We start from the raw sequence: 24,134 nt of genomic DNA, 5'->3' as shown, positions 1-24,134 counted from the left end.
GGCCCCATGGAACTGCACAACCTCAACGATAACGCAGCGCTCGTATGAATCGTGCGCTGTTTATTTCGTTGGATGGGCCCAAGGGCACCGGCAAAACCACGCTGTTGGAGGCCGTTACGACAGCATTGAGGGCCGACAACAAAAAGGTTGTCCGCCTGTGCGAGCGCAAGAGCGATCCCTATCGAGCGCAAACGATGGCTCTGGTTAACACATTCGCCAGAGACCCCAGCCGGGATCTGGAACTTGAGGTGTGTGAACGCTTTGCCGACAGCCGTCGCTGGATTACCCGGCACGTACTGGCTGCCCAGCCACCTGACAGCATCATCCTGATGGACCGTTGGTACCCCTCCGATGCCGCGTTTCGGCGGTTGATACCGTTTAAAGACATTCTTGCGCTGAACCTTGATCGACAGGTGCAAGTGCCGGATCTACATGTGGGGGTTGTCACCACTGCGCAAATATCCTGGGCGAGGGCAGCGGCAAGGCGACGCGGGCTGAGCAGTACGGTGATGCATAAGCTGGAGGAGCAGGTTGTGTGTACAGAGGCGTTTGAGCGGGCGGTTGTGGGGCAGGGGTGGGTGATGTGTCGCAATGAAGGGACGATTGAGGAGGCGATGAGGCGGGTGGTTTCGCAGATATATAAAGTCCTTTGATCGAATTCAACATGAAGGGCGCTAGGCTAAAAACAGAACGGCTGCGACACATCAGTCTCTTCAATAAGGTTTCCCTCGTACCCCCTAGAGTTCCACGCCAGGAGGTACGAGAGAGGTAAGCCATAGCCCTTAAACCAACCCTTCGCGTTTGTATTGATTTGCCGAACTGTCAGCGGGCTTGGGTTTTCTGGAACAGGTCAGCTGGTAAGCAATTGCCAACCATAGGAACCATCCCGGCATGACCATCAACGCAATTCGGGTATCTGGTCTCAATGCCAGCAGACAAAGAACAAAGCCCAGAAACGCCAAAGAGAACCAGGCCATCGGCGCACCGCCAGGCATCTTGTAGGCCGATTTTGCTTGCAGGTCAGGACGAGTTTTGCAATAGGCAATGTACGACGCGAGGATCGTCGACCAAGTGAAAATCACCAGAATTGCTGACACGGTAGAGACGATGGTGAACGCGGTCATGACTTCTGGAACGATGAACAGCAACAACACGCCCAGCAGCATCAACAAGGTGGTGAACGCCAAGCTCGGCAGAGGCACGCTATTGCTCGACAGACGCCGGAAAATCCCCGGAGCGTTGTCCTGATTAGCCAGTCCGAACAGCATCCGGCTGGATGAAAATACGCCACTGTTGGCCGATGAGGCGGCGGATGTCAGCACCACAAAGTTGACGATACCGGCTGCTGCGGGGAACCCCGCAACCAGAAACAGCTCGACGAAGGGGCTCTTGTTGGGCGAAACCTGTTGCCAGGAAGTCACTGCAATAATGCAGGCCAGTGCCAGCACATAAAACAAGATGATTCTGAGCGGAATCGAGTTGATGGCTTTAGGCAGGGTCTTTTCGGGGGAGCGCGTTTCGGCGGCTGCGGTGCCGATCAGCTCGGTGCCCGCAAACGAGAAAATCGCCATCTGAAACCCGGCAAAGAAACCGAACAAGCCGTTGGGGAATGCGCCCTGTTTATCCAGCAAGTGGTTCAGGGACGCGGTGACGCCACTGGGTGAGACAAAGGAGCTGGCAATCAGCACGATGCTCACGCCAATCAGGGCAACGACGGCAATGATTTTGATGATCGCGAACCAGAACTCCACTTCACCGAAGAGCCTGACAGTCAGCACGTTCAAGGCGAACAGTGTTATCAGCATGCCAATGGCCGGTATCCATGCGGGTACATCAGGGAACCAATACTGAAAAAAACCACCCACCACGACTGCATCACCTATCACTGCAACGCTCCAGCTTAGCCAATATGACCAGCCGAGAAAGAATGCTGCGCGTGGGCCAAGATAGGCACCGGCAAAATCAGCGAAGGTTTTGAAGTTCAAGTTGGAAAGTAACATTTCGCCCATGGCACGCATGACGAAGTAGACGAACAGTCCGATGATCATATAGATGAGGATGATCGACGTGCCGGAGAGGGCGATGATCTTCCCGGAACCCATGAACAGGCCTGTCCCGATAGCACCTCCCATGGCCATTAACTGAATGTGACGATTGCTGAGTGTGCGCTGCAGCGCGGGCTGTTCAACCCGCTCGGACGGAGTCGATTTCATTACAAAACCTCTTGATTTTATGTTTTTGAGTTTTGGTAGAAAAGTGGGTGTCACATGACCTTGATTGAGATGTAACGGCTACTGACGGTGGTGGTTTGCGGATGGCAGGCTTTTCCTCCGCTAACAAGGTGCACGGCCAATAAAAAAGTCATGTTTTTGTTCTCCGATTCAACAGTCGAAAGGCTGCGATTCAGGCGCGTTTGCTCTCGTAACCATGCAGCACATTGACGGCATTGATCCCGATTTCATCAACCATGTACCCGCCTTCCATCACAAACAGGGCAGGGCAGCCCACGCCGGCTATCAGCTCGCCGATGCCGATGAAGTCTTCGCTTTCAAGCAAAAAGTGGCTGATGGGGTCGTCCTTGAAGGTGTCGACGCCCAGTGAAATAACCAGCACTTCAGGGGCAAATTGTTGGAGTTTCTTGCAGGCGTGGAGCAAGGCGTTGCGGTAGCTTTCCCAGGAGGTGTTCTTCGGCAGCGGATAGTTCAGGTTGTAACCTTCGCCGTGACCAGCGCCGACTTCGTGGCTGTAGCCTGAGTAGTACGGGTAGGACACCGTCGGTTCGCCGTGCAGCGAGACAAACATGACGTCACTGCGCCCGTAGAAAATATTCTGGGTACCGTTGCCATGATGAAAGTCGACATCCAATACCGCGACACGCTTGGCGCCTCGGGTAATAGCCTGCTGTGCGGCAATGGCTGCGTTGTTCAGATAGCAATAGCCGCCCATGTATTCACGTGCTGCGTGATGGCCGGGCGGGCGGCATAGGGCAAAGGCACTGTCGTGACCTTCATCGATCAGCGCCAGTCCTGTCAGCGCGATATCGGCACTGGTTTTTACCGCTTGCCAGGTGGTGGCGGTAATGGGGGAGCCGGCGTCCATGGCGTAGAAACCCAGCTTGCCGTCGATGAAACTCGGAACTTGCTCGTTGGCCAGATCACGCACTGGCCATACCAGCGGCAAGGCGTCGTGGGTGCGCCCGGTTGCACACCATTCAGACCAGGCAGATTCCAGAAAAGTTACGTAGCGCTCGCTGTGCGCGTTGACATAGCACGACCGATCAAATGCCCGCGGTTCGATGATCTGGCCAAGATCTACCTGTTTGACCCGATTGTGGACGGTATCGGCCCGACTGGGCTGTTCGAAGGACGGCTTGAGCACGCCGTCTTTCAATTCGGTGCCGTGGTGCAAACGGTGGGAATCACTGAAAACTGTAAACATTGTGCGCATCCGTTGATGTGAGCCAGTGCAAATATTCTGTTCCGGCTCTGATGCGCTTTCTTTGCTTTGTTTTCGTGGTTTACTGGATTATTCGGGCGTTTTTACTCAGGAATGACGTAATGCAGAAAAAAACATCCAAACGCATCAGTCTCGACGACACCGACCTGGCGATTCTCGCGTTGCTGCAGGAGGATGCGGGTATTTCCAACTCTGAGCTCAGTGAGCGCTTGTCGTTAAGCCTGACACCTTGTTGGAGGCGGCGTAAGAGAATGGAGGAGGCGGGCGTGATTAAAGGCTATCAGGCGAACCTTGATCGACGAATGCTGGGGCTGGATATCATGGCGTTCGTGCACATCCGTTTTTCCACCCACGCCGACCACGCTCCCGATGATTTTGAGGCGGTGATCGCTCAACTGCCTGAAGTGTTGTCCTGTCACAAGATCACCGGGGATGCCGATTACGTGCTGCAAGTGTTAGCAGAGGACCTTGATAGCTACAGTGACTTTATCGAGCAGGTGCTCAGGCATCAGGTGGGTATTGCGTCCATCCAGTCCAGTCTGGCTTTACGCGAAATTAAGACCAGTAGCCGTATCGCGATACCCAAATCGATCAAGGCGTGAATGGGCAGGGGGTAGATCACGAAGTGGAACCCTGTCTTTAACCGCATAGCCAAGGAGTGCGGCTGAAGTACGCCTTTATCAAGCAGCGCGCAGGCGACTATTCGATTCGACGGCTTTGCCTGACGCTGAAAGTCCATCCCAGCGGTTATTACGCCTGGCTGTCTGAGCCGCAATCTGTACGCGCCAAAGGCGACCAGCGACTGCTGGGTTTGATCAAGCATTCCTGGCTGGAGAGCGGCGGCGTTTATGGCTATCGCAAAATCCACGACGATCTGCGCGAGGTCGGTGAGGATTGTGGTCGTCATCGTGTGGCGAGGCTAATGCGTCTCGAAGGTCTGCGTTCTCAGACAGATTATCGACGCCGCCCTGGAAAGTACGGCGGTAAGCCAGCGGTCGTCTCACCCAATTTGCTGAAGCGCCACTTCGATGTTGTGGAACCCAACAAGGTTTGGGTAACCGACATCACGTACATTCGTACGTATGAAGGCTGGTTGTATTTGGCGGTGGTACTGGATCTGTTTTCTCGGCAGGTCGTTGGCTGGTCAATGAAGTCGCAGATGACCAGTGATTTGGCCATTGATGCGTTGTTGATGGCGGTTTGGAGGCGTAAGCCGAAGCAAGAGGTGATGGTTCATTCCGACCAAGGCAGCGAGATGTTCTACAACGTAAAACGCCGCCATGGTTTCAACAATCAGCTGTCGCCGGTAGGGTTTGAAAAGCGTTACGCAATGAGCTTGCAAGGTGTCTAGAGAATCCGGGGCGATTCAAGGTAACCGAGAAGAAGGACAGGATAGTCGTCAGTGACAGGGTTCCTTCACAATATCAAATTTAACATAATATACATTATGCGAACCACTGAGCCATCCTTCAGGGGCTCTGTTCGGCGCATTTCACTAAGCGACCTAGACCACCGCGCGCCAGATTCATAAGCAGCCATCGTTGCCCTCGCTGACCTGCCTCCGTTTGACCCTTGGGCCACCGGGCATTTACGGCGAGTCAGCACACGGTTCACCAACGCTGTGGTGAAATCGATAACGTTGCCCGTCATAACGCAGTACTGGGAAACAAGAGCCCGGGCCGCCGACCTCGACATCAGGCCAACCATTACTGCCTTTGCCAGGGAGAAACTCAGCGACGCCGCTTTCTTTGAGCAAGAGTTTCCAGTGACCGTCAGCCTGCTGGCTGACTAGATAAAATCCAGTACCCGCTTGCCCATAACAGTCAGTGCTGCCTTCGGTAATCAACGCATCCGGCCGACCGTCGCCGTTCAGGTCCTTGATCAGCTCCATGGTTGCCGGCGTATAGCTACCTGTTGTCTCGATTTCGCACTCCGACGTCTCTTGGTTAAATCCAGCAGCGCGGAAAGCTTTTATCTGCTCGCTACGCGGCAGTTCATCCGCCAGCGCCGTGGCACTGATCACGAAACATGCCACCCATAGACCTGACGTAAGCCTTCCCCGCATATAGACCGTCCCTTTATGATGCTCAAATGTAAAGTATCGTGCACGTACCCACACTAGCGTGAAGGATGAGCTAGCTCTGCCCTTATTATATAACCACTGACTATAACTAAACTAAATGACTATTTAGTTGAGTTATATATAGATAGATCGGTTCACAACCTGAACCGATCCACCGACTGCGAAAGCTTCCCCGCCAAACTCGACAATTCATCCGTCGTTGACGCCGTGTCTCCAATCACGCGGCTGTTGTTTTGCGACATACCTGCAATCATCTCCACCTGGTGAGCAATTTCATTGCTGGCCAGGCTTTGCTCGCTGATGGTGCGGGAAATATCGTTGACCAATTCGGTGGTGCTGAGCGTGGCCTGAAGAATCTCGCGAATGGCGCGTTCCACTTCGGCGGTAACGGCCATGCCCTTGTCCACTTGAGCAACGCCCTCCTCCATGCTGGTCACCGCTTCCCGGGTGTTCAGCTGGATGCGCCCGACCATACTGGCGATCTCCTGCGTGGATGCGCTGGTGCGTCCGGCCAGGCTGCGCACTTCATCGGCGACGACTGCAAAGCCGCGGCCCTGCTCACCTGCACGGGCGGCTTCGATGGCGGCGTTCAGGGCCAGCAGGTTGGTCTGGTCGGCGATGCCTTTGATCACTTGAATAATGCTGTAGATCGCCTCGGACTCCTTGTCCAGTGTGCGGATCACTTGGGCCGATTGCTGCGCTGAACGGGCAATGCCATCCATGTCGCTGACAACCTGGTGAATGACGCGGCCGCCGTCCTTGGCCAGGGTTTCTGCCTGGTTGGCCATGTCGAGGGCGCGTTGGGCGTGGCGAGTGATTTCCTCGATGCTGGCAGTCATTTCGCTAGCGGCGGCGGCCATGGTGCTGGCGGCGGCGCTTTGCTGTTGACTGCTGCCTGCGACTTCATGGCAACCCTGGCTCAGTTGTTCGCTCATGCCATTGACGCCGTGGGCGTTGCTGCGAACCACTTCAATCATGCCGCGCAAATCCCGCTGCATGGTGGCCAGGCTGCGAATCAGCGCACTGGCTTCATCGTGATTTCTGGGCTCGATAATCGGTTCGCTCAGGTTGCCATGGGCAATGCTGTCGGCAATGCGGCTGGCGGTACGCAGTGGCCCCATGATGCTCAGGATCACCCAGCGCCCTTGTGCCAGCAGCAGTAACAGGCTGGCGATCAGTACCACGGCCAGGGTCCAATTGGCGTGGCTGATGGTTTGTCGGGTACTGATACTGGTCAGTTGAGTCTTGTTTTCGATCAGTTCGCTCAAGGCCGCCATTTGATCTTCCAGCCGACTGAACGCGGCATTGAAGGTCTCCAGCTCACCACGGGCGGCTTCGGGGTTGTCCAGGGCCAGCGCGACGATACGCTCACCGGCGCTGATATAGGTATCCAGGCTGGGCTTGATGTTTTCCAGGCTCGCCTTGATTGCATCGTCCAACGGCTGCTTGAAGTTGTCCGCCAGCACCTGGCGAAAGTGTTCGGCATGTTCCTTGAGCGAGCTGTTGACCTGGGCCGGTGTGCTGGTGCTTTTGCCTAGCCCCACCAACATGGCCGACAGCACGTCGGCACGCAGGGCGTCGTGCATCATGTCGGCTTCCATGTGATTACGCAGCACGGTCATGCTGACGTCATTGTCCTGTACCGCATCGCCCATCCGGGTATTTCCCAAATAGCTGGCCAGGCTCATGATCAAGGCGGTGAGCAATCCGGTCCCAATCAACAGCATCAAGCGTAATTTGATCGTCATGCTGGTATCCACGTGCCGGGACCGTCGGTTGGGAATCCAACCGTTCAAGTGCTCACTGTTAGCTGTATCGGCAACAACTCCTTGTTAGTGAAGCCTAAGTTTGCGGATCTGCGCGTTTCACTTAAGCTGACCGTCCTTTGCTCCAGCCGGACCTGCCAAATGTCTAGAAGTATCGCCCATCTCGCCCTGCTGCTGGGCTTGATCACCGCCGTCGGCCCGTTTGCCATCGACATCTACCTGCCCGCGCTGCCAACCCTGGGCGCAAGCCTTGGGGCCTCACCGGCGGCGGTGCAGATGAGCCTCACCGTGTTCTTCATGGTCATTGGTGTGTGCCAGTTGTTCTACGGGCCGATCAGCGATGTGTTCGGGCGCAAACTGCCGATTTATGCGGGTTTGGTGATCTTTACCGTTGGCAGTATCGGCTGCGCATTGGCGCCGACGATCGAAGTATTGATCGGATTTCGTGCCATACAGGCGTTCGGTGCCTGTGCGGGGATGGTGATCCCGCGGGCGATCGTGCGCGACCTGTACACCGGCCATGAGGCAGCGCGCCTGATGGCTTTGCTGATGCTGGTGATGAGTGTTTCGCCAATCCTCGCGCCGCTGGCCGGCAGCCTGGTGATTTCGATCTGGAGTTGGCGCGAAGTATTTGCTGTGCTGGCGGTGGTCGCCGTGCTGTGCCTGGTCATGACCATCGTGCAACTACCGGAAACCCACCCGGCCGAACGCCGTTTGGGCAAGACCCTGGGCAATGCATTCGGCAGTTATGGAGCGCTGTTGCGCGACCCGGTATTCACCGGGTTATCGGTGGTGTGCGGGTTTGGCCTTGCGACCTTCTTTGTATTTATCGGCAGCGCGCCCTTCGTATACATCGAATATTTCGGCCTGACACCGACGCAGTTCAGCCTGTGTTTTGCCCTCAACGCCGCCTCGTTTTTTGCCATGAGCCAACTGACCGCACGCCTGAGCGCACGGTTTGGTCTGGCGCCGCTTATTCGTTGGTCGGTGGTCGCAGTAGCCACGATCATGGCCCTGTTGGCAGCCACCACATTCTGGGGTGATAGCCTGCCCTTGATGATGGGCCTGCTGTTTATCGGGTTCGGTTTTCTCGGCCTGTTGCTGCCGGCGGCAGGTGTGCTGTCGCTGGAAGATCATGGCGCGGTGGCAGGCTCTGCGTCTGCCTTGCTTGGCGCGATCCAGATGGTTACCGCGGCCGTTTCGATGACCCTGGTGGGCGTATTCGCCGACCATACTCCTGCACCGATGTTGATCGGCATTGCGCTATGTGCGCTTGCCGCGATGCTCACCACGTTGTGGACCTTGCGCCGGTTGCCGGCGCACCTGGCCTCAAGCGTCCCGCCCTCCTCCTGAGGCTTGCCCTACCCCGCCCAGCTCACAGATCAAAGCGGTCCACTGCCCTGCGCCGCTCATTGTCGTCGCGTACGTCGTAGCTGGCGGTGGTCTGGATATTGGTGTGATGCGCCAATTTCTGGGCAATCGACAAATCATGCTCTTCGATCACTCGGGTGATGAACGAACGGCGGAAATCATGGGGCATGATTTTCACACCCACCTGATCACCGCGCTGCCGAGCAATGTAATAAATCGCATGTTTGGTAATGCGTTCGCGCGTGATGTGGCTGCCCCGGCGGATACGGTTGAACAGAAAGGTGTCGTCCTGCTCACCTTCCTTGAGTTGTTCACGACGAAACTCAAGCCACGCCCGCAGTTTTGCGAACGCCCAGTCCGGCGCGTACTTGATCAGTTCCTTATTACCTTTGCCGATCACCCGCAGGCTGCGCTGATCAAAATTGATCTGCTCGAGGTCGAGATTGACCGACTCCGACTTGCGCATCCCGGAGCCATACAACAGGCCGATCACTGCGGCATCCCGCAGGCCCTGGGGCCGAGGATCGGCGGCGCATACATCGAGCATCTCGCGGATCAGTGTACGACGCAGGTTGCGGCCCTGCCCCAGGCGCGTACCGGCGGCAGCCTTGACCGAGCGCATCTTCAACAAGTGATCCTGGCTGATCAAGCTCATGCGCCACGCTTCATTCATCACTCCTCGTACCGCATTCACGTACAGCGATGAGGTATTCGGCGCATAGCCGTCCTCGCGCAATGCGGCCACCAGTGCGACGACGTGTTCGGGTTGCAGTAGATGCCAGTCAATGTCTTCGAGGTTGAGGTCTTCGAAACCCAGGCGGTCGGCGGCATCCTGCAGCACGTAGCGCATGGTCAGTTGGCTGGAGGGCGCCAGGCGAGTGAGGTAGAGGGTCAGCGGGTTGCGGATAGTCTCGGTCAAGGGATCAGCCTTTGGATTAAATACATCAATCAACTCGTTGATTAATCGATGTATTTAGTGGGTTGGCGAAGACTGAGTCTAACCCAGGCGCGGCCCTGGCACAAAATCACGGCGCCAATTCGACTTCCTCTGCCGGTTCCTGCGGTTGCGCCAGGGACTGGCTCCAGTCAGCGTCCTGTCGCTGCATCAGCGCAAACCAATGCCCACGCATAAACGTCAGGTAGCCAGCCGGGGCCTTGGCAAAGTCCTTCTCGTCGCCATAGCAGCCTGGCAGTGGCAGTTCGGTGCCCTGCTCCTTGTACTGGCTGACCAACTTCTGTTGGGCCTCGACGCTGCAGTCAGTGGGCAAGGGCATGCCGCGCAGGGCACCGGCATCTTCGTCCCACCAACTGGCGCCGACGCGATCGAGGCCGCGCAGGCGATACTTGTCGGACTTGCCGACCCGCATGATCAGCTTGAACTCATTGGGGCTCACATCACTGGTACAGGTGCGCGAATAACCGACCGTGACCTGGGTATTGCCGTCGCGCAGCAGGTCGGTGACTTTGGTGGCCGCCTGATCAAAGCGCAGGCTGGCGTCGAACTCGCAGTGTTGCACGTCGTCGTGCAGCATCCAGACCCGCTTGGGGCGATCGCCCGTGAGCAGGTACTGCGCTGCGTAGACAAACGCCGACTGGGTGCCATCATCCTCCCGCTCGCTGACCTGCTCGGCGAGTACCAGCAGGTTCTTGCCCTGAAGGTCATCCCAGGTATAAGCAGCGACTTGCTTGCCGGGCACTTCCACACCTTCCGGCACCTGTTCAATGCTGGTCAGTGCGATCCCTTCATCGGCGCGTACGCTGGTGACACAGGCCATCGTCATCAATAATCCCATCAACGCAGGCCGCAACTGGCCGCGCAAAAGCTGCACGCTATTCATCCGAGTACCCTGGCAAGAGATGGCTTACTTTACCGGCACTTGAGCGCCAATGCAGAGAAGATTGTTCAATCACCGGCATTGGCCGAGCGGGAGCGCCCGGATTGAACCAAACGCCCGGCACAGCGTTCCGATCTGACCATCCGGCCTGCACATGTAACGCCTTGATTACTTAGCTGAACCCTAGCTGTCTACCTGTCAAATAAACGAGTTTTTCATCCGCCTTTCATATTCGTTGCACACATTTGCGCTTAACCTTGTAAGCAGTACTTCAGGGCATTCCGTGGTTTATCGACTAACCTGTTGATTACGCTTTATCTTTAGCGCCGCGTTGTCATCTGCGGGCTGTAGTTCTGCCCGATGATTGCTGCTGTTTTCACGCGTCAAGTTGCTCCAGCCGAGGTCATGAAACTTTGAAACCCTACCCTATTCACTGCGTGTCGATCGTTATCCCGGTCTACAACGAACAAGAGAGCCTGCCGGAGCTGCTGCGTCGTACCACAGCAGCCTGCAAGCAGCTGGCCTACGAATACGAAATCATCCTGGTGGATGACGGTAGCCGCGACAATTCGGCCCAACTGCTCGAAGACGCCGCCGCCGAAGAAGGCAGCCATGTTGTAGCGGTGATCCTCAACCGCAATTACGGCCAGCACGCCGCGATCATGGCCGGCTTCGAACAGTGCCGTGGCGAAGTCGTAATCACCCTCGACGCCGACTTGCAGAACCCGCCGGAGGAGATCCCGCGCCTGGTGGAGCAAGCTGCCCTGGGCTACGACGTGGTCGCCACCGTGCGTAACAACCGCCAGGACTCCGCGTTCCGTCGCTGGCCGTCGCGCTTGATCAACCTGGCCGTGCAGCGCTCTACCGGCGTGGCCATGACCGACTACGGCTGCATGTTGCGTGCCTACCGCCGCACCATCGTCGACGCCATGCTCGCCTGCCGTGAACGCAGCACCTTCATCCCGATCCTGGCCAACGGCTTTGCCCGCCATACCACGGAAATCCTCGTGCACCACGCCGAGCGTGAGCACGGCGAGTCCAAATACAGCGCCATGCGCCTGATCAGCTTGATGTTCGACCTGCTGACCTGCATGACCACCACACCATTGCGCCTGCTGTCCATCGTCGGTTTCAGCCTCGCGGCGTTGGGCGTGCTGTTCGCCTTTGCGCTGATCGTCATGCGCCTGGCCTTCGGCGCCGATTGGGCGGGTGATGGTCTGTTCGTGCTGTTTGCGGTGCTGTTCGTGTTTACCGGTGGCCAGTTCATCGGCATGGGCCTGCTGGGCGAATACCTGGGCCGCATGTACAGCGATGTACGCGCCCGCCCGCGCTTCTTTATTGAAAAAGTGCTGCGCAACCAGCCGGCAGCACCGACTCCAGTCGTCGTCGTTGACGGCCTGGTGTCTTCCCATACTTCTACTTCTACTTCTACTTCTACTTCTACTTCTACTTCTCCTTCGGATCAGGTTCAGTCATGAGTTCAAAAGCTGTTGTCTTCGCTTACCACGATATCGGCTGTGCAGGCATTGAAGCCCTGCTCGGTGCGGGTTACGACATTGCTGCCGTGTTCACCCATGCCGATGACCCCAAGGAAAACAATTTCTACGGCTCCGTCGCCCAACTCTGCGCACGCCATGGCATCCCGGTGCACGCCCCGGAAGACGCCAACCACCCGCTGTGGGTCGAGCGCATCGCCAAGTTGAACCCGGAGTACATCTTCTCCTTCTACTACCGCAACCTGCTGAGCGAACCGCTGCTGGCTACCGCTCGCAAAGGCGCGTTCAACCTGCACGGTTCGTTGCTGCCTAAATACCGTGGCCGCGCCCCGGCCAACTGGGTGTTGGTCAACGGCGAAACCGAAACCGGCGTCACCCTGCACCGCATGGTCAAGCGTGCCGATGCCGGCGCCATCCTCGCCCAGCAGAAAGTCAGCATCGACCGCACCGATACCGGCCTGAGCCTGCACGCCAAGTTGCGTGATGCGGCCACAGCCTTGCTGCGCGACGCGCTGCCACAATTGGCCCTGGGCAAGCTGACCGAAACCGCCCAGGACGAAAGCCAAGCCACCTGTTTTGGCCGCCGCACTGCCGCCGATGGCAAGCTGGACTGGAAAAAGCCTGCCGAACAACTGTTCAACCTGGTGCGCGCGGTGACGCAGCCGTACCCGGGCGCCTTCTGCGCAGTGGGCGAGCACAAGCTGATCGTATGGCAAGCCGACGTGGTCAAGGGCAACGACGGTTTGGCGCCAGGCCGTGTGATCAGCGTCAACCCGCTGCGTATTGCCTGCGGTGAAGACTCCTTGGTCATCAAGTTTGGCCAGCGTAACGAAAACGGACTGTACCTGGCCGGTCCGGCCCTGGCCGATGAACTGGGCCTGGTGGATGGCTCCGTACTGCGTGGCGCCGAGTCTGGCCGCAAGCCACGTCGTACCCGCGTGTTGATCTTGGGCGTAAACGGCTTTATCGGTAACCACCTGTCCGAGCGCCTGCTGCGTGACGACCGTTACGAAGTCTATGGCCTGGACATCGGCTCCGACGCCATCGAGCGTCTGCGCAGCCACCCGAATTTCCATTATGTGGAAGGCGATATCAGCATCCACACCGAGTGGATCGAATACCACATCAAGAAATGCGACGTGGTCCTGCCATTGGTTGCCATCGCCACGCCAATCGAATACACCCGTAACCCACTGCGTGTGTTCGAACTGGACTTCGAAGAAAACCTCAAGCTGGTGCGCTACTGCGTCAAGTACAACAAGCGCGTGATCTTCCCCTCGACCTCCGAAGTCTATGGCATGTGCCAGGACCAGTATTTCGATGAAGACACCTCCAACCTGGTGGTCGGTCCGGTCAACAAGCAGCGCTGGATCTACTCGGTGTCCAAGCAACTGCTGGACCGCGTGATCTGGGCCTACGGCGACAAGGGCCTGAAGTTCACCCTGTTCCGTCCGTTCAACTGGATGGGCCCGCGTCTGGACCGCCTGGACTCTGCGCGTATCGGCAGCTCCCGCGCCATTACCCAATTGATCCTGAACCTGGTGGAAGGTACGCCGATCCGTCTGTTCGACGGTGGTGAGCAGAAGCGTTGCTTCACCGACATTGCCGACGGTATCGAAGCGCTGGCGCGCATCATTGATAACGACAATGGCGTGTGCGACAGCCAGATCATCAACATCGGCAACCCGGAAAACGAAGCGAGCATCCGCCAGTTGGGCGAAGAGCTGCTGCGTCAGTTCGAGGCTCACCCACTGCGCCACAACTTCCCACCGTTCGCCGGTTTCCGCGACGTCGAAAGCAAGGCGTTCTATGGCACGGGCTACCAGGACGTGGCGCACCGCAAGCCGAGCATCGAGAACGCCAAGCGCCTGCTGAACTGGGAGCCGAGCGTGCAGATGAGCGAAACCATCGGCAACACGCTCGATTTCTTCCTGCGTGAAGCCATGCTTGAAATTGCGGATAAAAAGTAATGCAGGCAGGTCTTCGCATCGACGTCGACACCTACCGTGGCACCCGTGAAGGTGTGCCGCGGCTGCTCGAATCCCTGGATGAAGCCGGGGTAAAGGCGACGTTCTTCTTCAGTGTCGGCCCGGACAACATGGGCCGCCATCTGTGGCGCCTGATTCGGCCACAGTTTTTGTGGAAGATGCTGCGTTCCAACGCCGTCGGCCTGTATGGCTGGGACATCTTGCTGGCCGGCACCGCCTGGCCAGGCAAGCCGATCGGCCGCGACCTGGGGCATCTGATGCGCCAGGCCAAGGCCGCCGGGCATGAAGTCGGCCTGCACGCCTGGGATCACCATGGCTGGCAGGCCAATACCGGGCGTTGGAGCGAGGCACAGCTGGTCGAGCAGATTCGGCGTGGCGTGCAGACTTTGAGCGACATCCTAGGCGAGCGCGTGGACTGTTCAGCCGCCGCCGGGTGGCGCGCCGACGAACGTGTGGTGCAAGCCAAGCAAGGCTTCAATTTTCGCTACAACAGTGATTGCCGGGGCACCAGCCTGTTTCGACCGACACTGGCCGATGGCAGCGCGGGCACCCCACAAATTCCGGTGGACCTGCCGACCTTCGACGAAGTCGTCGGGCCGGTGGTGGCTGCCAATGATTTCAACCGCTTCATCCTGGACCGGTTCAGCGCAGCGAAGCTGAACGTCTACACAATCCACGCAGAAGTTGAAGGGATTCTGATGGCCAATGATTTTCGCCAGTTGCTCGCCCAGGCAGGGCAGCGCGGCATTGATTTCAAACCCTTGGGTGATCTTCTGCCCGCAGATGTAACCACCCTGCCCCAACAAAAACTGGTGCGCGGCGCATTGAGCGGCCGCGAGGGTTGGTTGGGAGTACAGCAGGCATGATTCGTCGCTGGGCCTTGCCCCTGCTCCTGCTGGCGTTTGCCGCGTTTTACCTGCTGCCGCTGGCCACCCATGGCCTGTGGATTCCCGATGAAACCCGCTATGCGCAGATCAGCCAGGAAATGCTGCTGACCGGCAAATGGGCCTCACCGCACTTCATGGGTATTCGTTACTTCGAAAAACCCGCCGCGGGCTACTGGATGATTGCGCTGGGCCAGGCGATTTTCGGGCAGAGCCTGTTCGGCGTGCGGTTTGCCTCGGCCTTGAGCAGCGCCTTGAGCATTGTGCTGGTTTACCTGGTATCCCGCCGGTTATGGAGCGACCCGCACAAAAGCCTGGTCAGCACCCTGCTGTACATGAGCTTCGTCAGCGTGGCGGCCCTCGGTGGTTATTCCAACCTGGACCCGCAGTTCACCTTCTGGGTCAACCTGACCGGCGTGGCGTTGTGGTTCTGCTTTGACAGCAGCACGCGGCGCGGCCGACTGTGGTCCTGGGCGCTGTTGGGTTTCGCGTGCGGCATGGGCTTCATGACCAAGGGCTTCCTGGCCTGGTTGCTACCGGTATTGATCGCCCTGCCCTACGCCCTCTGGCAAAAACGCCTGGGTGAGTTGTGCACGGTTGGCGGCGTGGCCGTGGTGGTTGCAATTGCTGTCAGCGTGCCGTGGGCATTGGCTGTGCACCTGCAAGAACCGGACTACTGGCATTTCTTTTTCTGGCACGAGCACATCCAGCGCTTTGCCGGGGAAGATGCCCAGCACGCTGAGCCGTTCTGGTATTACCTGCCGCTGCTGGTAGCGTTCGCGCTACCGTGGGTAGCCCTGTTGCCGTCCACGCTCAAGCAGGCATGGCTGCAAAAGCGCGCGCCGAAAACCGCATTCCTGCTGCTATGGCTGTTGATGCCGCTGGCGTTTTTCAGCCTGGCCAAGGGCAAGTTGCCCTCCTACATCATGCCTTGCATGCTGCCCCTGGCGTTGCTGATGGGCTCGACCTTGAGCGACAAGCTCAAGCAAGGCCACGGTCGCGTCCTGCGCATCAATGGCTGGCTGAACCTGGCGATCGGTGTGCTGGTATTGCTGGCCCTCAGCTGGTTCCAGTTGAAAAAACCGGTGTACGAGCCGGGTGAGGAAACCTTCAGCCTGGTGCTGGTGTTCATCTTCCTGTTCGGTTGGATCGTGGTCAACCTGCTGCAAGCGGCACGGCCCTTGACGTTGTGGGCCGCGCCTCTGATTGGCAGTGGGCTACTAGTGGTTTTGGTGCCTGCGGCATTGCCCCATTCGGTGGTTTATAACAAGACCCCGGACCAGTTCATCATCGATCACATCGAGGAATTACAGCCCACTGTCGCCCTGTTGAGCAACGATCTGGGCGCTGCTTCTGCACTGTCCTGGCGTCTCAAACGACCGGATATCACGCTCTACAACACCTCGGGCGAGGTCAAGTACGGGCTGGCTTACGCCGACACGGCCCATCGGCTGGTCGACCGTAATGCGATCCAGGCGTGGATGGCGCAAACCCGCCGCACCGGTGCCGTGGGTGTGGTGATGCGCGTCAACAGCCAAGGTGAAAAGGAAGAGCTCGCGCTGCTGCCCGCCGACGGCAAGCGTTATGCCCAAGGCAAGATCGTGATCCTGATTTTCCCGCAGGTCGCGCCATGACCACCCTGCTGCTGTTGCTCACAGCCTGCTTGCTCACCTGCATGGGCCAGGTCTCGCAAAAGTTCGCCGTGGAAAGCTGGCGGAACCTGCCTCAAGGCTGGGCGTTGAAGCTGCGCTCGCCGTGGTTATGGTCAGCGTTGGTGTGCCTGGGCCTGGGCCTGGTGGTGTGGCTGCTGGTATTGCAACGCCTGGAAGTGGGGATTGCCTACCCCATGCTCAGCCTGAATTTTGTGCTGGTCACGCTGATGGCGCGCTTTGTATTTCACGAACCCATTGATGGCCGCCACTGGCTGGGTGTGGGGCTGGTGATTGCCGGCGTCGTGCTGCTGGGGCGCCAGGTATGAGCCGCATAAAGGGTTTCGCCCTGGCCCTGGGCAGTGTCGGCCTGGTGAGTGGCGCCCAACTGGGCATGCGCTGGAGCATGACGCGCCTGCCCTTGCCCACCGAGTGGCTGGCCGCCTTCGCCCACAACAGCATCGACCTGAGCGCCCTGGGCGTGGTGATCCTGGCGATCATCGCCTACGCGCTGTCGATGCTCTGCTGGCTTGGCGCACTCAAGCATTTGCCTCTGGGCCGTGCCTACTCGCTGCTCAGCATCAGCTACGCGTTGGTCTATCTGCTGGCCGCCAGCCTGCCGGTGTTCAACGAAGCTTTCTCGCTTTCAAAAACCCTGGGGGTGGCCTTGGTCATCCTCGGCGTACTGGTTATCAACTCTCGTCGTGCATGCACCTCAAGTCCCAGGAATACCCCATGAAAATCAGCGTATTTGGTAGTGGTTACGTTGGTCTGGTACAGGCCACTGTATTAGCCGAAGTCGGTCACGATGTCATTTGCATGGACGTTGACAAGAGCAAGGTCGAGTCGCTCCAGAAAGGTCACGTGACCATCTTCGAGCCGGGCCTGGCCGCGATGGTCAAGGACAACCTGGAAAGCGGACGCCTGCATTTTACCTACGACGAAAAACTCGCTGTCGAGCACGGTGAAGTGTTGTTCATCGCCGTGGGTACGCCGTCGGATGAAGACGGCTCTGCCGACCTGAAATACGTGCTGTCGGTGGGTGACGCCGTGTCCCGCCACCGCGTGCAGCCGGTAATCCTGGTGGAGAAATCCACCGTGCCGGTCGGCACCGGTGACACCCTGCGCGCTCATATCGAAAAGAACCTGAATGCCGCTGGCCGTCAGTTGGAGTTCGATATTGTCTCCAACCCGGAATTCCTCAAGGAAGGCTCGGCCGTTGCCGACTGCCGCCGCCCGGACCGCATCATCATTGGCTGCGAGCGCGAGGAAGTACGTGAGGTCATGCGCGACCTGTACGCGCCGTTCAATCGCAACCACGACCGCATCATCTTTATGGACCTGCGCAGCGCCGAACTGACCAAGTACGCCGCCAACTGCATGTTGGCCACCAAGATCAGCTTCATCAACCAGATTGCCGAACTGGCCGAGCACCTGGGCGCCGATATTGAATCGGTGCGCCTGGGCATTGGTGCAGACTCGCGAATCGGCTACCACTTCATCTACCCAGGCTGTGGCTACGGCGGCTCGTGCTTCCCCAAAGACATGCGTGCCTTGATCCATAGCGCCAAGCAAGCCAACTGCTCCAGCGACCTGCTCGAAGCAGTGGAAGCCATCAACCAGCGCCAGAAGAGCAAGCTGTTCGAGCGCATCAATGCGTTCTTCAAGGGCAATCTGAAGGGCAAGACCTTCGCCCTGTGGGGCCTGGCCTTCAAGCCCAACACCGATGACATGCGCGACGCTCCCAGCCGCGTGCTGATGGAAGCCTTGTGGGCCGCCGGTGCCAATGTGCGCGCCTTCGACCCGGAAGCCATGCAGGAAACCCAGCGGATCTATGGCGACGACCCGCGCCTGATGCTGATGGGCACCCCGGAGTCCACCCTGGGCGGCGCCGATGCGCTGATCGTGTGCACCGAATGGCAGCAATTCAAGGCGCCGGACTTCGACCTGATTCACCAGCGCTTGAAAACCCCGGTGATCTTCGATGGCCGCAACCTGTATGACGGCGAACGCCTGACACGCAAAGGCTTCAAGTATTTCCCCATTGGCCGTGGCGATTCCTGCGAGTTGCCGATTCCCCAGCAAAACTGGGTGGAACAGGTCAGGGATGTCGGCTAGGTGAACAAGGCTTTCCCATCCATGCAGAGCGCCACAATCCGCCGCCATTCACTGGGGCTTGGGCTCTTGGCGCTGGTGCTGTTTATCGCCGGCAACTGGCACCAGGCAATTATTGGCTTTGATTCACGCTTCGTGGTGTTTGCCCAGGAAATGCTGCGCCACGGGCCTGGTTTCTTCCCCACGACCTACGGCCAACCGTATGCCGACTACCTGGCGACTTCAACGCTGCTGACCTGGCTGCTGTCGTTGCCATTGGGCCAGGTCACCAGCCTGACGGCATGGCTGCCCACCGCGGTCGCGTCAGCAGTGATCGTAATGCTGGTCTACCGCCTGACTGCGCCCTACTCCCCGCGCTGGGGGCTGTTGAACCTGGCAATGTTGTTGCTCAGCAGCACCTTTGTCAGCGAAACCCGCGCGGTCTCCTTGGACCAGATGCTCGCCGCCGTGACCCTGGCGGTGTTCTATCTGGGCTATGCCCATGATCACTTCGCTGCTGCCAAGCGCTTGCATTGGGTGTTTGTGTTGCTGCTCCTCGGGTTTGCACTGCGTGGGCCGATTGGCCTGGTGGTCCCTACAGGCGTTTTGTGCAGCTATTACCTGATCAACCGCCAATGGCGCAGCCTGTTCAGCTTCGGCCTGCTGGCGTTGGCGCTGCTGGCGGCGTGCGTCGGTCTGTTGCTGCTGCTGGCCAAGCTCAGCGGCGGCGAAGACTTCATGCATGACGTGATTCGTATGCAGTTCCTGGGGCGCATGGATGGCAGCGAAGGCTCCGGCGGTGTGCTGTATTACTTCACCAGCTCCATGGGTAACTACGCGCTGGCTTATCCGCTGGCAATATTGGTACTGGTGGCGGTCATGATCGGCGGGCGGCGCACACCGGATCCGGCATTGAAGCTAGTGTTGTATTGTGCAGCCGCGGGTGTGCTGGTGATGGTGGGCCTGTCGGTGCCCCAGGCGAAAAAAGCGCGCTATATCCTGCCGATGTTGCCGATGGCAGCGATCATTGCCGCGTATCCGTTCCAGGCGACACAGGGGCGACTGTTTGCCTGGCTGCGCGGCCTGATGCTGGGCGTCTGGACGCTATTGCCGACGCTGTTGGTGATTGGCCTGCTAGTGGCGCGGCGGCGTTATCCGGAGCCGCTGGCCCACCTCGAAGTGATCTTCGCCGTGCTTGGGCTGCTTCAGATCCTGGCGCTGCTGACACTGCTCAAGTCCCGACTGCGTACGTATGGCCCGGCCCTGGCTGCAGTGCTGGCCCTTTGGACAACCTACATCCTCGTGGTCGAACCCCTGGAGCGTCGGTTATACGACACCCGCACGTTCAGCCTCGCCGTCAAGGCTCAAGTCCTGCAGCAACCGGCGCCCGTGGTGCTGCACGCGCTGGGTAAAGACGCGAAAGCCATCAAGTTCATGGTCAACTTCGATTGTGACAAGGTCCCGCTGTTTACCCAATTGCCCATTGAATTGAAGCCGATCCAGGCCCCGGCATGGTTGGTCATGAGCCAGGCCGACTTCGAAGGGCTGGACGATCCACGCTTGCGTTCGATCACGCCCACGCTGACCGGCGAGTTCGACAAGAACCCCTACGTATTGTTGCATCTGGTAAAAACCACGGTGCCATGAGCACTTTTCCAGGGGCATTGTAAGAAAGAACGCCGACTCTTTAACCAGTAGGCGTCTTTCATCACAAGCACCAAGAAAACACCTACATTCCTTTGCGTAATAGCTGGTGCACTTTCCCTTCCTGTGCCTGGAACCCGACGGTAGACTCGCTGCCACGTGCGTTAAGTATCTACCACCCGATCGTCAGGGCTGTCCCGAAAGCGCTTGGGTCAAGGCACGCCATAACTACAAGGACGCTGTAGGCTGCCCAAGCGCGATGGCTTACTTCATTGAGAGGACAATGCCGTGCGAGAGGAACTGTTGAATGTACCTTTACCAAGACTGGATCGTTTGATGGCATTGCGCGACGCGCTGGTGGCGTTGAAGGGGCCACTGGCCGACGACGCCAAATTGCGCGAAAACCTGCATGAGCGCTTGTTCAATGAAGAGGCCAATAACCGGGTGCTGGGCAAACTCTGCACACCAGCGCCCACTGTGGCAGGCCCCATTACCTTCGGAGACACCCTTTAACTGCATAATATTTGCGTTTAACCTTCATTAATATGCAGTGGTGCGATCAGACCAACCTCGGCACACTGCACGGGTTCCTCCCCCAAATGTTGGAACGTTCAAAGGGCTGCACCGGGAAACCAGGCAGGCCTTTTTTTTCGCCCGCCGTTTATGGATCGTCTTTAAATGCTCGCTCGCTGGTTACCCGCTGCAATCAACACCCGCCCCGCTGAATGGAGTCGTGCCGGCATCGGCATGGCTTTGGGCACAATGTTCAGTGTCTGGGCTTGCGCCCAGGTATTCGGCATGGAGGTCGCCCTGCATTTGCTCGGCCCCCTTGGCGCTTCGGCCGTGTTGCTGTTTGCGGTGTCATCGGGAGCGCTGGCCCAGCCATGGTCGATCATGGGCAGTTACCTGTGTGCCGGCATCGTTGCATTGCTGGTGGCACGGGTACTGGGGCGAACCCTGGGTAGCGCGTGCCTGGCGGCGGGCATGACGGTAATCCTGATTTGTTGGCTGCGTTGCCTGCACCCACCGGCCGGTGGCCTGGCCATGACCCTGGTACTGGCCGACCCTGCGTCCATCGCCCTGGGCTGGTATGAACTGGCGCCGGTCATGCTGGGTGCCGGCGCTCTGCTGGGATGCGCACTGCTCTATAACAATGCCACGCGCACACGTTACCCCAAGGGGCCAGCCGAGCCTGCTCCTGTCGTCCTCGGCATTCAGCCCGTGAGCGATCCATCGATTACAGCGGCCGACCTCAAGCTGGCGCTGGCCGAAATGGAGCAATTTTACGATGTCGAGCCCACTGAGCTGGAACAACTGATCCACGCAGCAGAAGGCCATGCACGACGTCGCAGTATCGGTGAGGTCCTGGCCAACCGCGCGGCTTGATCCCTGCTGCATAAATGCAAAAACGACCTGCATGATTACCGGTTGTACTCGGCAAATTTGCACTGGTAGGATCGCGAGAAGGTTCGCCCGCGAACATCTTGATAAAGAACAATAAAAGCAGGGAGTTAGTGATGACTGCTCAGGTTTCATCCGAAGCAAGCCACGCCGATATTCAGCAGGAAGTACTGAGTGAAGTGCGTAACCATATCGGCCACCTCACCCTCAATCGCCCCGCCGGCTTGAATGCCATCACCCTCGACATGGTCCGCCAGTTGACGGCGCAGTTGCAGGCGTGGGCGGATGACCCGCAGGTTTATGCCGTGGTGCTGCGTGGCGCCGGCGAAAAAGCCTTCTGCGCTGGCGGCGACATCCGCTCGCTGTACGACAGTTTCAAGAACGGCGACACCCTGCACCAGGATTTCTTCGTGGAGGAATATGCCCTTGACCTGGCCATCCACCATTACCGTAAACCGGTCGTGGCACTGATGGACGGCTTCGTCCTCGGCGGCGGCATGGGCCTGGTACAAGGCGCGGATCTGCGGGTCGTCACTGAACGCAGTCGCCTGGCGATGCCGGAAGTGGCTATCGGCTACTTCCCTGATGTAGGCGGCAGCTATTTCCTGTCGCGTATTCCCGGTGAGCTGGGGACTTACCTTGGCGTGACCGGGGTGCAGATACGTGCCGCCGATGCGCTGTATTGCGGGCTGGCCGACTGGTCTATCGACAGTGCCAGACTCCCCGCCCTGGACAACAAGCTCGACCAGTTGCAATGGAGCGATTCCCCCCTCAAGGATTTGCAAGGTGTGCTCGCCAAACTGGCGGTGCAGCAATTACCCGATGCGCCGCTGGCGGCCCTGCGCCCGGTCATTGATCACTTCTTCGCCCTGCCGGATGTACCTAGCATCGTCGAGCAATTGCAGGCAGTTACGGTCGCCGACACCCACGAATGGGCGTTGACTACCGCCCATCTGATGCAGTCCCGCTCGCCCCTGGCCATGGCCGTGACCTTGCAAATGCTGCGTCGTGGTCGGCACCTCCCGCTGGAACAGTGCTTTGCTCTGGAGCTGCACCTGGACCGTCAATGGTTCGAACGTGGCGACCTGATTGAAGGCGTTCGCGCCCTGATCATCGACAAGGATAAAGCCCCGCGCTGGAACCCGCCCACGCTCAATGCGCTGGATGCCAGCCACGTCGAGAGCTTCTTCCACAGCTTCGCGCAGATTGAGAAATAAGCCATGCAAGATCTTGAATACACAGAAGAACAAATCATGATCCGCGACATGGCGCGGGACTTCGCCCGTGGCGAAATTGCTCCCCATGCCCAAGCCTGGGAGAAAGCCGGGTGGATCGACGACGCGCTGGTGGCGAAGATGGGCGAACTGGGCCTGCTCGGCATGGTGGTCCCGGAAGAATGGGGCGGCACCTATGTGGACTACGTGGCCTACGCGCTGGCCGTGGAGGAAATTTCCGCGGGTGACGGCGCCACGGGCGCCTTGATGAGTATCCATAATTCAGTGGGTTGCGGGCCTATCCTCAACTACGGCACAGCTGAGCAAAAACACACATGGCTGGCCGAACTCGCCAGCGGCCAGGCCATCGGCTGCTTCTGCCTGACCGAACCTCAGGCCGGCTCCGAAGCCCACAACCTGCGCACCCGTGCCGAATTGAAAGACGGCCAATGGGTGATCAACGGCGCCAAGCAATTTGTCAGCAACGGCAAGCGCGCCAGGTTGGCCATCGTGTTTGCGGTGACCGATCCGGAACTGGGCAAGAAGGGTATTTCAGCGTTTCTGGTGCCTACCGACACCCCGGGTTTTGTGGTCGACCGCACCGAACACAAGATGGGCATCCGTGCGTCGGACACCTGTGCCGTTACGCTCAACCAATGCAGCGTGCCGCAAGCCAACCTGCTGGGTGAGCGCGGCAAGGGCCTGGCAATCGCCCTGTCCAACCTGGAAGGTGGGCGCATCGGTATTGCCGCCCAGGCCTTGGGCATCGCCCGGGCCGCCTTTGAAGCAGCGCTGGCTTATGCCCGGGATCGCGTGCAGTTCGACAAGGCGATCATCGAACATCAGAGCGTGGCCAACATGTTGGCTGACATGCAAACGCAGCTGAACGCAGCACGCTTGCTGATCCTCCACGCTGCGCGCCTGCGCAGTGCCGGCAAACCATGCTTGTCCGAAGCTTCCCAGGCCAAGCTGTTTGCCTCGGAAATGGCCGAGCGTGTCTGCTCCAAGGCGATGCAGATTCATGGGGGGTATGGGTATCTGGAAGACTATCCGGTGGAGCGTTACTACCGGGATGCGCGGATCACGCAGATTTACGAAGGCACCAGCGAGATTCAGCGGATGGTGATTGCCAGGGAACTCAAGCACTACCAGCTCTGACTGACACACTGCAAAAAACTGTGTCAAACACTGCAGTTCAAATGTGGGAGGGGGCTTGCTCCCGATGGCCGTGGTTCAGTAGCTGATGTGCTGAC

At 58.6% G+C, this 24,134-nt stretch carries 21 protein-coding genes and 2 pseudogenes; 16 read left to right on the top strand and 7 right to left on the bottom strand.

Going from position 1 to position 24,134, the window contains the following annotated elements; translation table 11 throughout:
* Positions 1–44 precede the first annotated feature (44 nt).
* A complete protein-coding gene (locus TK42_RS22605; protein WP_103735177.1) occupies positions 45–653 on the top strand; it encodes a dTMP kinase in 609 nt (202 codons plus the stop codon).
* A gap of 129 nt (positions 654–782) precedes the next feature.
* Here the strand turns inward: TK42_RS22605 and TK42_RS22600 are convergent, their stop codons facing one another.
* Together TK42_RS22600 and TK42_RS22595 are read right to left on the bottom strand one after the other, a co-directional pair.
* Complete coding sequence (locus TK42_RS22600; protein WP_103735176.1) at positions 783–2,213, bottom strand: amino acid permease; 1,431 nt, start codon at positions 2,211–2,213, stop codon at positions 783–785.
* Positions 2,214–2,403: 190 nt separating this feature from the next.
* A complete protein-coding gene (locus TK42_RS22595) occupies positions 2,404–3,438 on the bottom strand; it encodes a histone deacetylase family protein (RefSeq protein ID WP_103735175.1) in 1,035 nt (344 codons plus the stop codon).
* Between the two features lie 119 nt (positions 3,439–3,557).
* Here TK42_RS22595 and TK42_RS22590 point away from each other — a divergent pair, with 119 nt between their 5' ends.
* Both TK42_RS22590 and TK42_RS22585 read left to right on the top strand, forming a co-directional pair.
* Positions 3,558–4,058, top strand: a complete 501-nt coding sequence (locus TK42_RS22590; RefSeq protein ID WP_103735174.1) for an Lrp/AsnC family transcriptional regulator — start codon at positions 3,558–3,560, stop codon at positions 4,056–4,058.
* A gap of 50 nt (positions 4,059–4,108) precedes the next feature.
* Positions 4,109–4,807: pseudogene (locus TK42_RS22585) on the top strand (IS3 family transposase); the annotation flags it as partial.
* Between the two features lie 237 nt (positions 4,808–5,044).
* Here TK42_RS22585 and TK42_RS22580 read toward each other — a convergent pair.
* The 3 genes and pseudogenes from TK42_RS22580 to TK42_RS27440 form a co-directional block, all read right to left on the bottom strand.
* Complete coding sequence (locus TK42_RS22580; RefSeq protein WP_103735223.1) at positions 5,045–5,479, bottom strand: hypothetical protein; 435 nt, start codon at positions 5,477–5,479, stop codon at positions 5,045–5,047.
* 194 nt (positions 5,480–5,673) lie between these two features.
* On the bottom strand, positions 5,674–6,399 hold the full coding sequence (locus tag TK42_RS27445) for a methyl-accepting chemotaxis protein (protein ID WP_371920285.1): 726 nt from the start codon (positions 6,397–6,399) through the stop codon (positions 5,674–5,676).
* A gap of 132 nt (positions 6,400–6,531) precedes the next feature.
* A pseudogene (locus TK42_RS27440) lies at positions 6,532–6,816 on the bottom strand (HAMP domain-containing protein); the annotation flags it as partial.
* Between the two features lie 630 nt (positions 6,817–7,446).
* Here TK42_RS27440 and TK42_RS22570 point away from each other — a divergent pair.
* Entirely contained in the window at positions 7,447–8,658 is a 1,212-nt protein-coding gene (locus TK42_RS22570; RefSeq protein ID WP_103735173.1) for a multidrug effflux MFS transporter, read from the top strand.
* A 22-nt stretch (positions 8,659–8,680) separates the two neighbouring features.
* On the opposite strand, the gene xerC is transcribed toward TK42_RS22570, so the two are convergent.
* Together xerC and TK42_RS22560 are read right to left on the bottom strand one after the other, a co-directional pair.
* Positions 8,681–9,595 (bottom strand): tyrosine recombinase XerC, encoded by a 915-nt coding sequence (gene xerC, locus TK42_RS22565; RefSeq protein ID WP_103735172.1) that lies wholly within the window; start codon positions 9,593–9,595, stop codon positions 8,681–8,683.
* A 106-nt stretch (positions 9,596–9,701) separates the two neighbouring features.
* Entirely contained in the window at positions 9,702–10,514 is an 813-nt protein-coding gene (locus TK42_RS22560) for a M949_RS01915 family surface polysaccharide biosynthesis protein (RefSeq protein ID WP_103735171.1), read from the bottom strand.
* A gap of 410 nt (positions 10,515–10,924) precedes the next feature.
* On the opposite strand from TK42_RS22560, the gene arnC reads away from it, so the two are divergent.
* From arnC to TK42_RS22500, 12 genes are all read left to right on the top strand, one after another.
* Positions 10,925–11,989 (top strand): undecaprenyl-phosphate 4-deoxy-4-formamido-L-arabinose transferase, encoded by a 1,065-nt coding sequence (gene arnC, locus TK42_RS22555; protein ID WP_103735170.1) that lies wholly within the window; start codon positions 10,925–10,927, stop codon positions 11,987–11,989.
* A complete protein-coding gene (gene arnA / locus TK42_RS22550; protein WP_103735169.1) occupies positions 11,986–13,977 on the top strand; it encodes a bifunctional UDP-4-amino-4-deoxy-L-arabinose formyltransferase/UDP-glucuronic acid oxidase ArnA in 1,992 nt (663 codons plus the stop codon). The genes arnC and arnA overlap by 4 nt, the downstream gene beginning before the upstream one ends.
* Positions 13,977–14,861: a 4-deoxy-4-formamido-L-arabinose-phosphoundecaprenol deformylase gene (gene arnD / locus TK42_RS22545; RefSeq protein ID WP_103735168.1), complete on the top strand. Its 885-nt coding sequence runs from the start codon at positions 13,977–13,979 to the stop codon at positions 14,859–14,861. The genes arnA and arnD overlap by 1 nt, the downstream gene beginning before the upstream one ends.
* On the top strand, positions 14,858–16,513 hold the full coding sequence (gene arnT / locus TK42_RS22540; protein ID WP_103735167.1) for a lipid IV(A) 4-amino-4-deoxy-L-arabinosyltransferase: 1,656 nt from the start codon (positions 14,858–14,860) through the stop codon (positions 16,511–16,513). The genes arnD and arnT overlap by 4 nt, the downstream gene beginning before the upstream one ends.
* Positions 16,510–16,857, top strand: coding sequence for a 4-amino-4-deoxy-L-arabinose-phosphoundecaprenol flippase subunit ArnE (gene arnE / locus TK42_RS22535; protein WP_103735166.1), 348 nt, complete (start codon positions 16,510–16,512; stop codon positions 16,855–16,857). Before arnT ends, arnE begins: the two co-directional genes overlap by 4 nt.
* Entirely contained in the window at positions 16,854–17,267 is a 414-nt protein-coding gene (arnF, locus tag TK42_RS22530; RefSeq protein WP_078821367.1) for a 4-amino-4-deoxy-L-arabinose-phosphoundecaprenol flippase subunit ArnF, read from the top strand. Before arnE ends, arnF begins: the two co-directional genes overlap by 4 nt.
* Positions 17,264–18,646 (top strand): UDP-glucose/GDP-mannose dehydrogenase family protein, encoded by a 1,383-nt coding sequence (locus tag TK42_RS22525; RefSeq protein WP_032875337.1) that lies wholly within the window; start codon positions 17,264–17,266, stop codon positions 18,644–18,646. The genes arnF and TK42_RS22525 overlap by 4 nt, the downstream gene beginning before the upstream one ends.
* Positions 18,647–20,269: a glycosyltransferase family 39 protein gene (locus TK42_RS22520; RefSeq protein WP_103735165.1), complete on the top strand. Its 1,623-nt coding sequence runs from the start codon at positions 18,647–18,649 to the stop codon at positions 20,267–20,269.
* 321 nt (positions 20,270–20,590) lie between these two features.
* A complete protein-coding gene (locus tag TK42_RS22515) occupies positions 20,591–20,779 on the top strand; it encodes a type VI secretion system contractile sheath small subunit (protein ID WP_256584644.1) in 189 nt (62 codons plus the stop codon).
* Between the two features lie 165 nt (positions 20,780–20,944).
* Entirely contained in the window at positions 20,945–21,652 is a 708-nt protein-coding gene (locus TK42_RS22510) for an HPP family protein (protein WP_078821363.1), read from the top strand.
* 131 nt (positions 21,653–21,783) lie between these two features.
* Positions 21,784–22,884, top strand: coding sequence for an enoyl-CoA hydratase/isomerase family protein (locus tag TK42_RS22505; protein ID WP_103735164.1), 1,101 nt, complete (start codon positions 21,784–21,786; stop codon positions 22,882–22,884).
* A 3-nt stretch (positions 22,885–22,887) separates the two neighbouring features.
* Positions 22,888–24,039 carry an acyl-CoA dehydrogenase family protein gene (locus TK42_RS22500; RefSeq protein WP_103735163.1) on the top strand — a complete coding sequence of 384 codons (1,152 nt, stop codon included), beginning with the start codon at positions 22,888–22,890 and terminating at the stop codon, positions 24,037–24,039.
* Positions 24,040–24,134 lie beyond the last annotated feature (95 nt).

Source organism: Pseudomonas sp. GZJR-8, assembly GCF_002916705.1.
Classification (GTDB): domain Bacteria; phylum Pseudomonadota; class Gammaproteobacteria; order Pseudomonadales; family Pseudomonadaceae; genus Aquipseudomonas; species Aquipseudomonas synxantha_A.
This window is presented reverse-complemented; position numbering and strand designations above follow the sequence as displayed.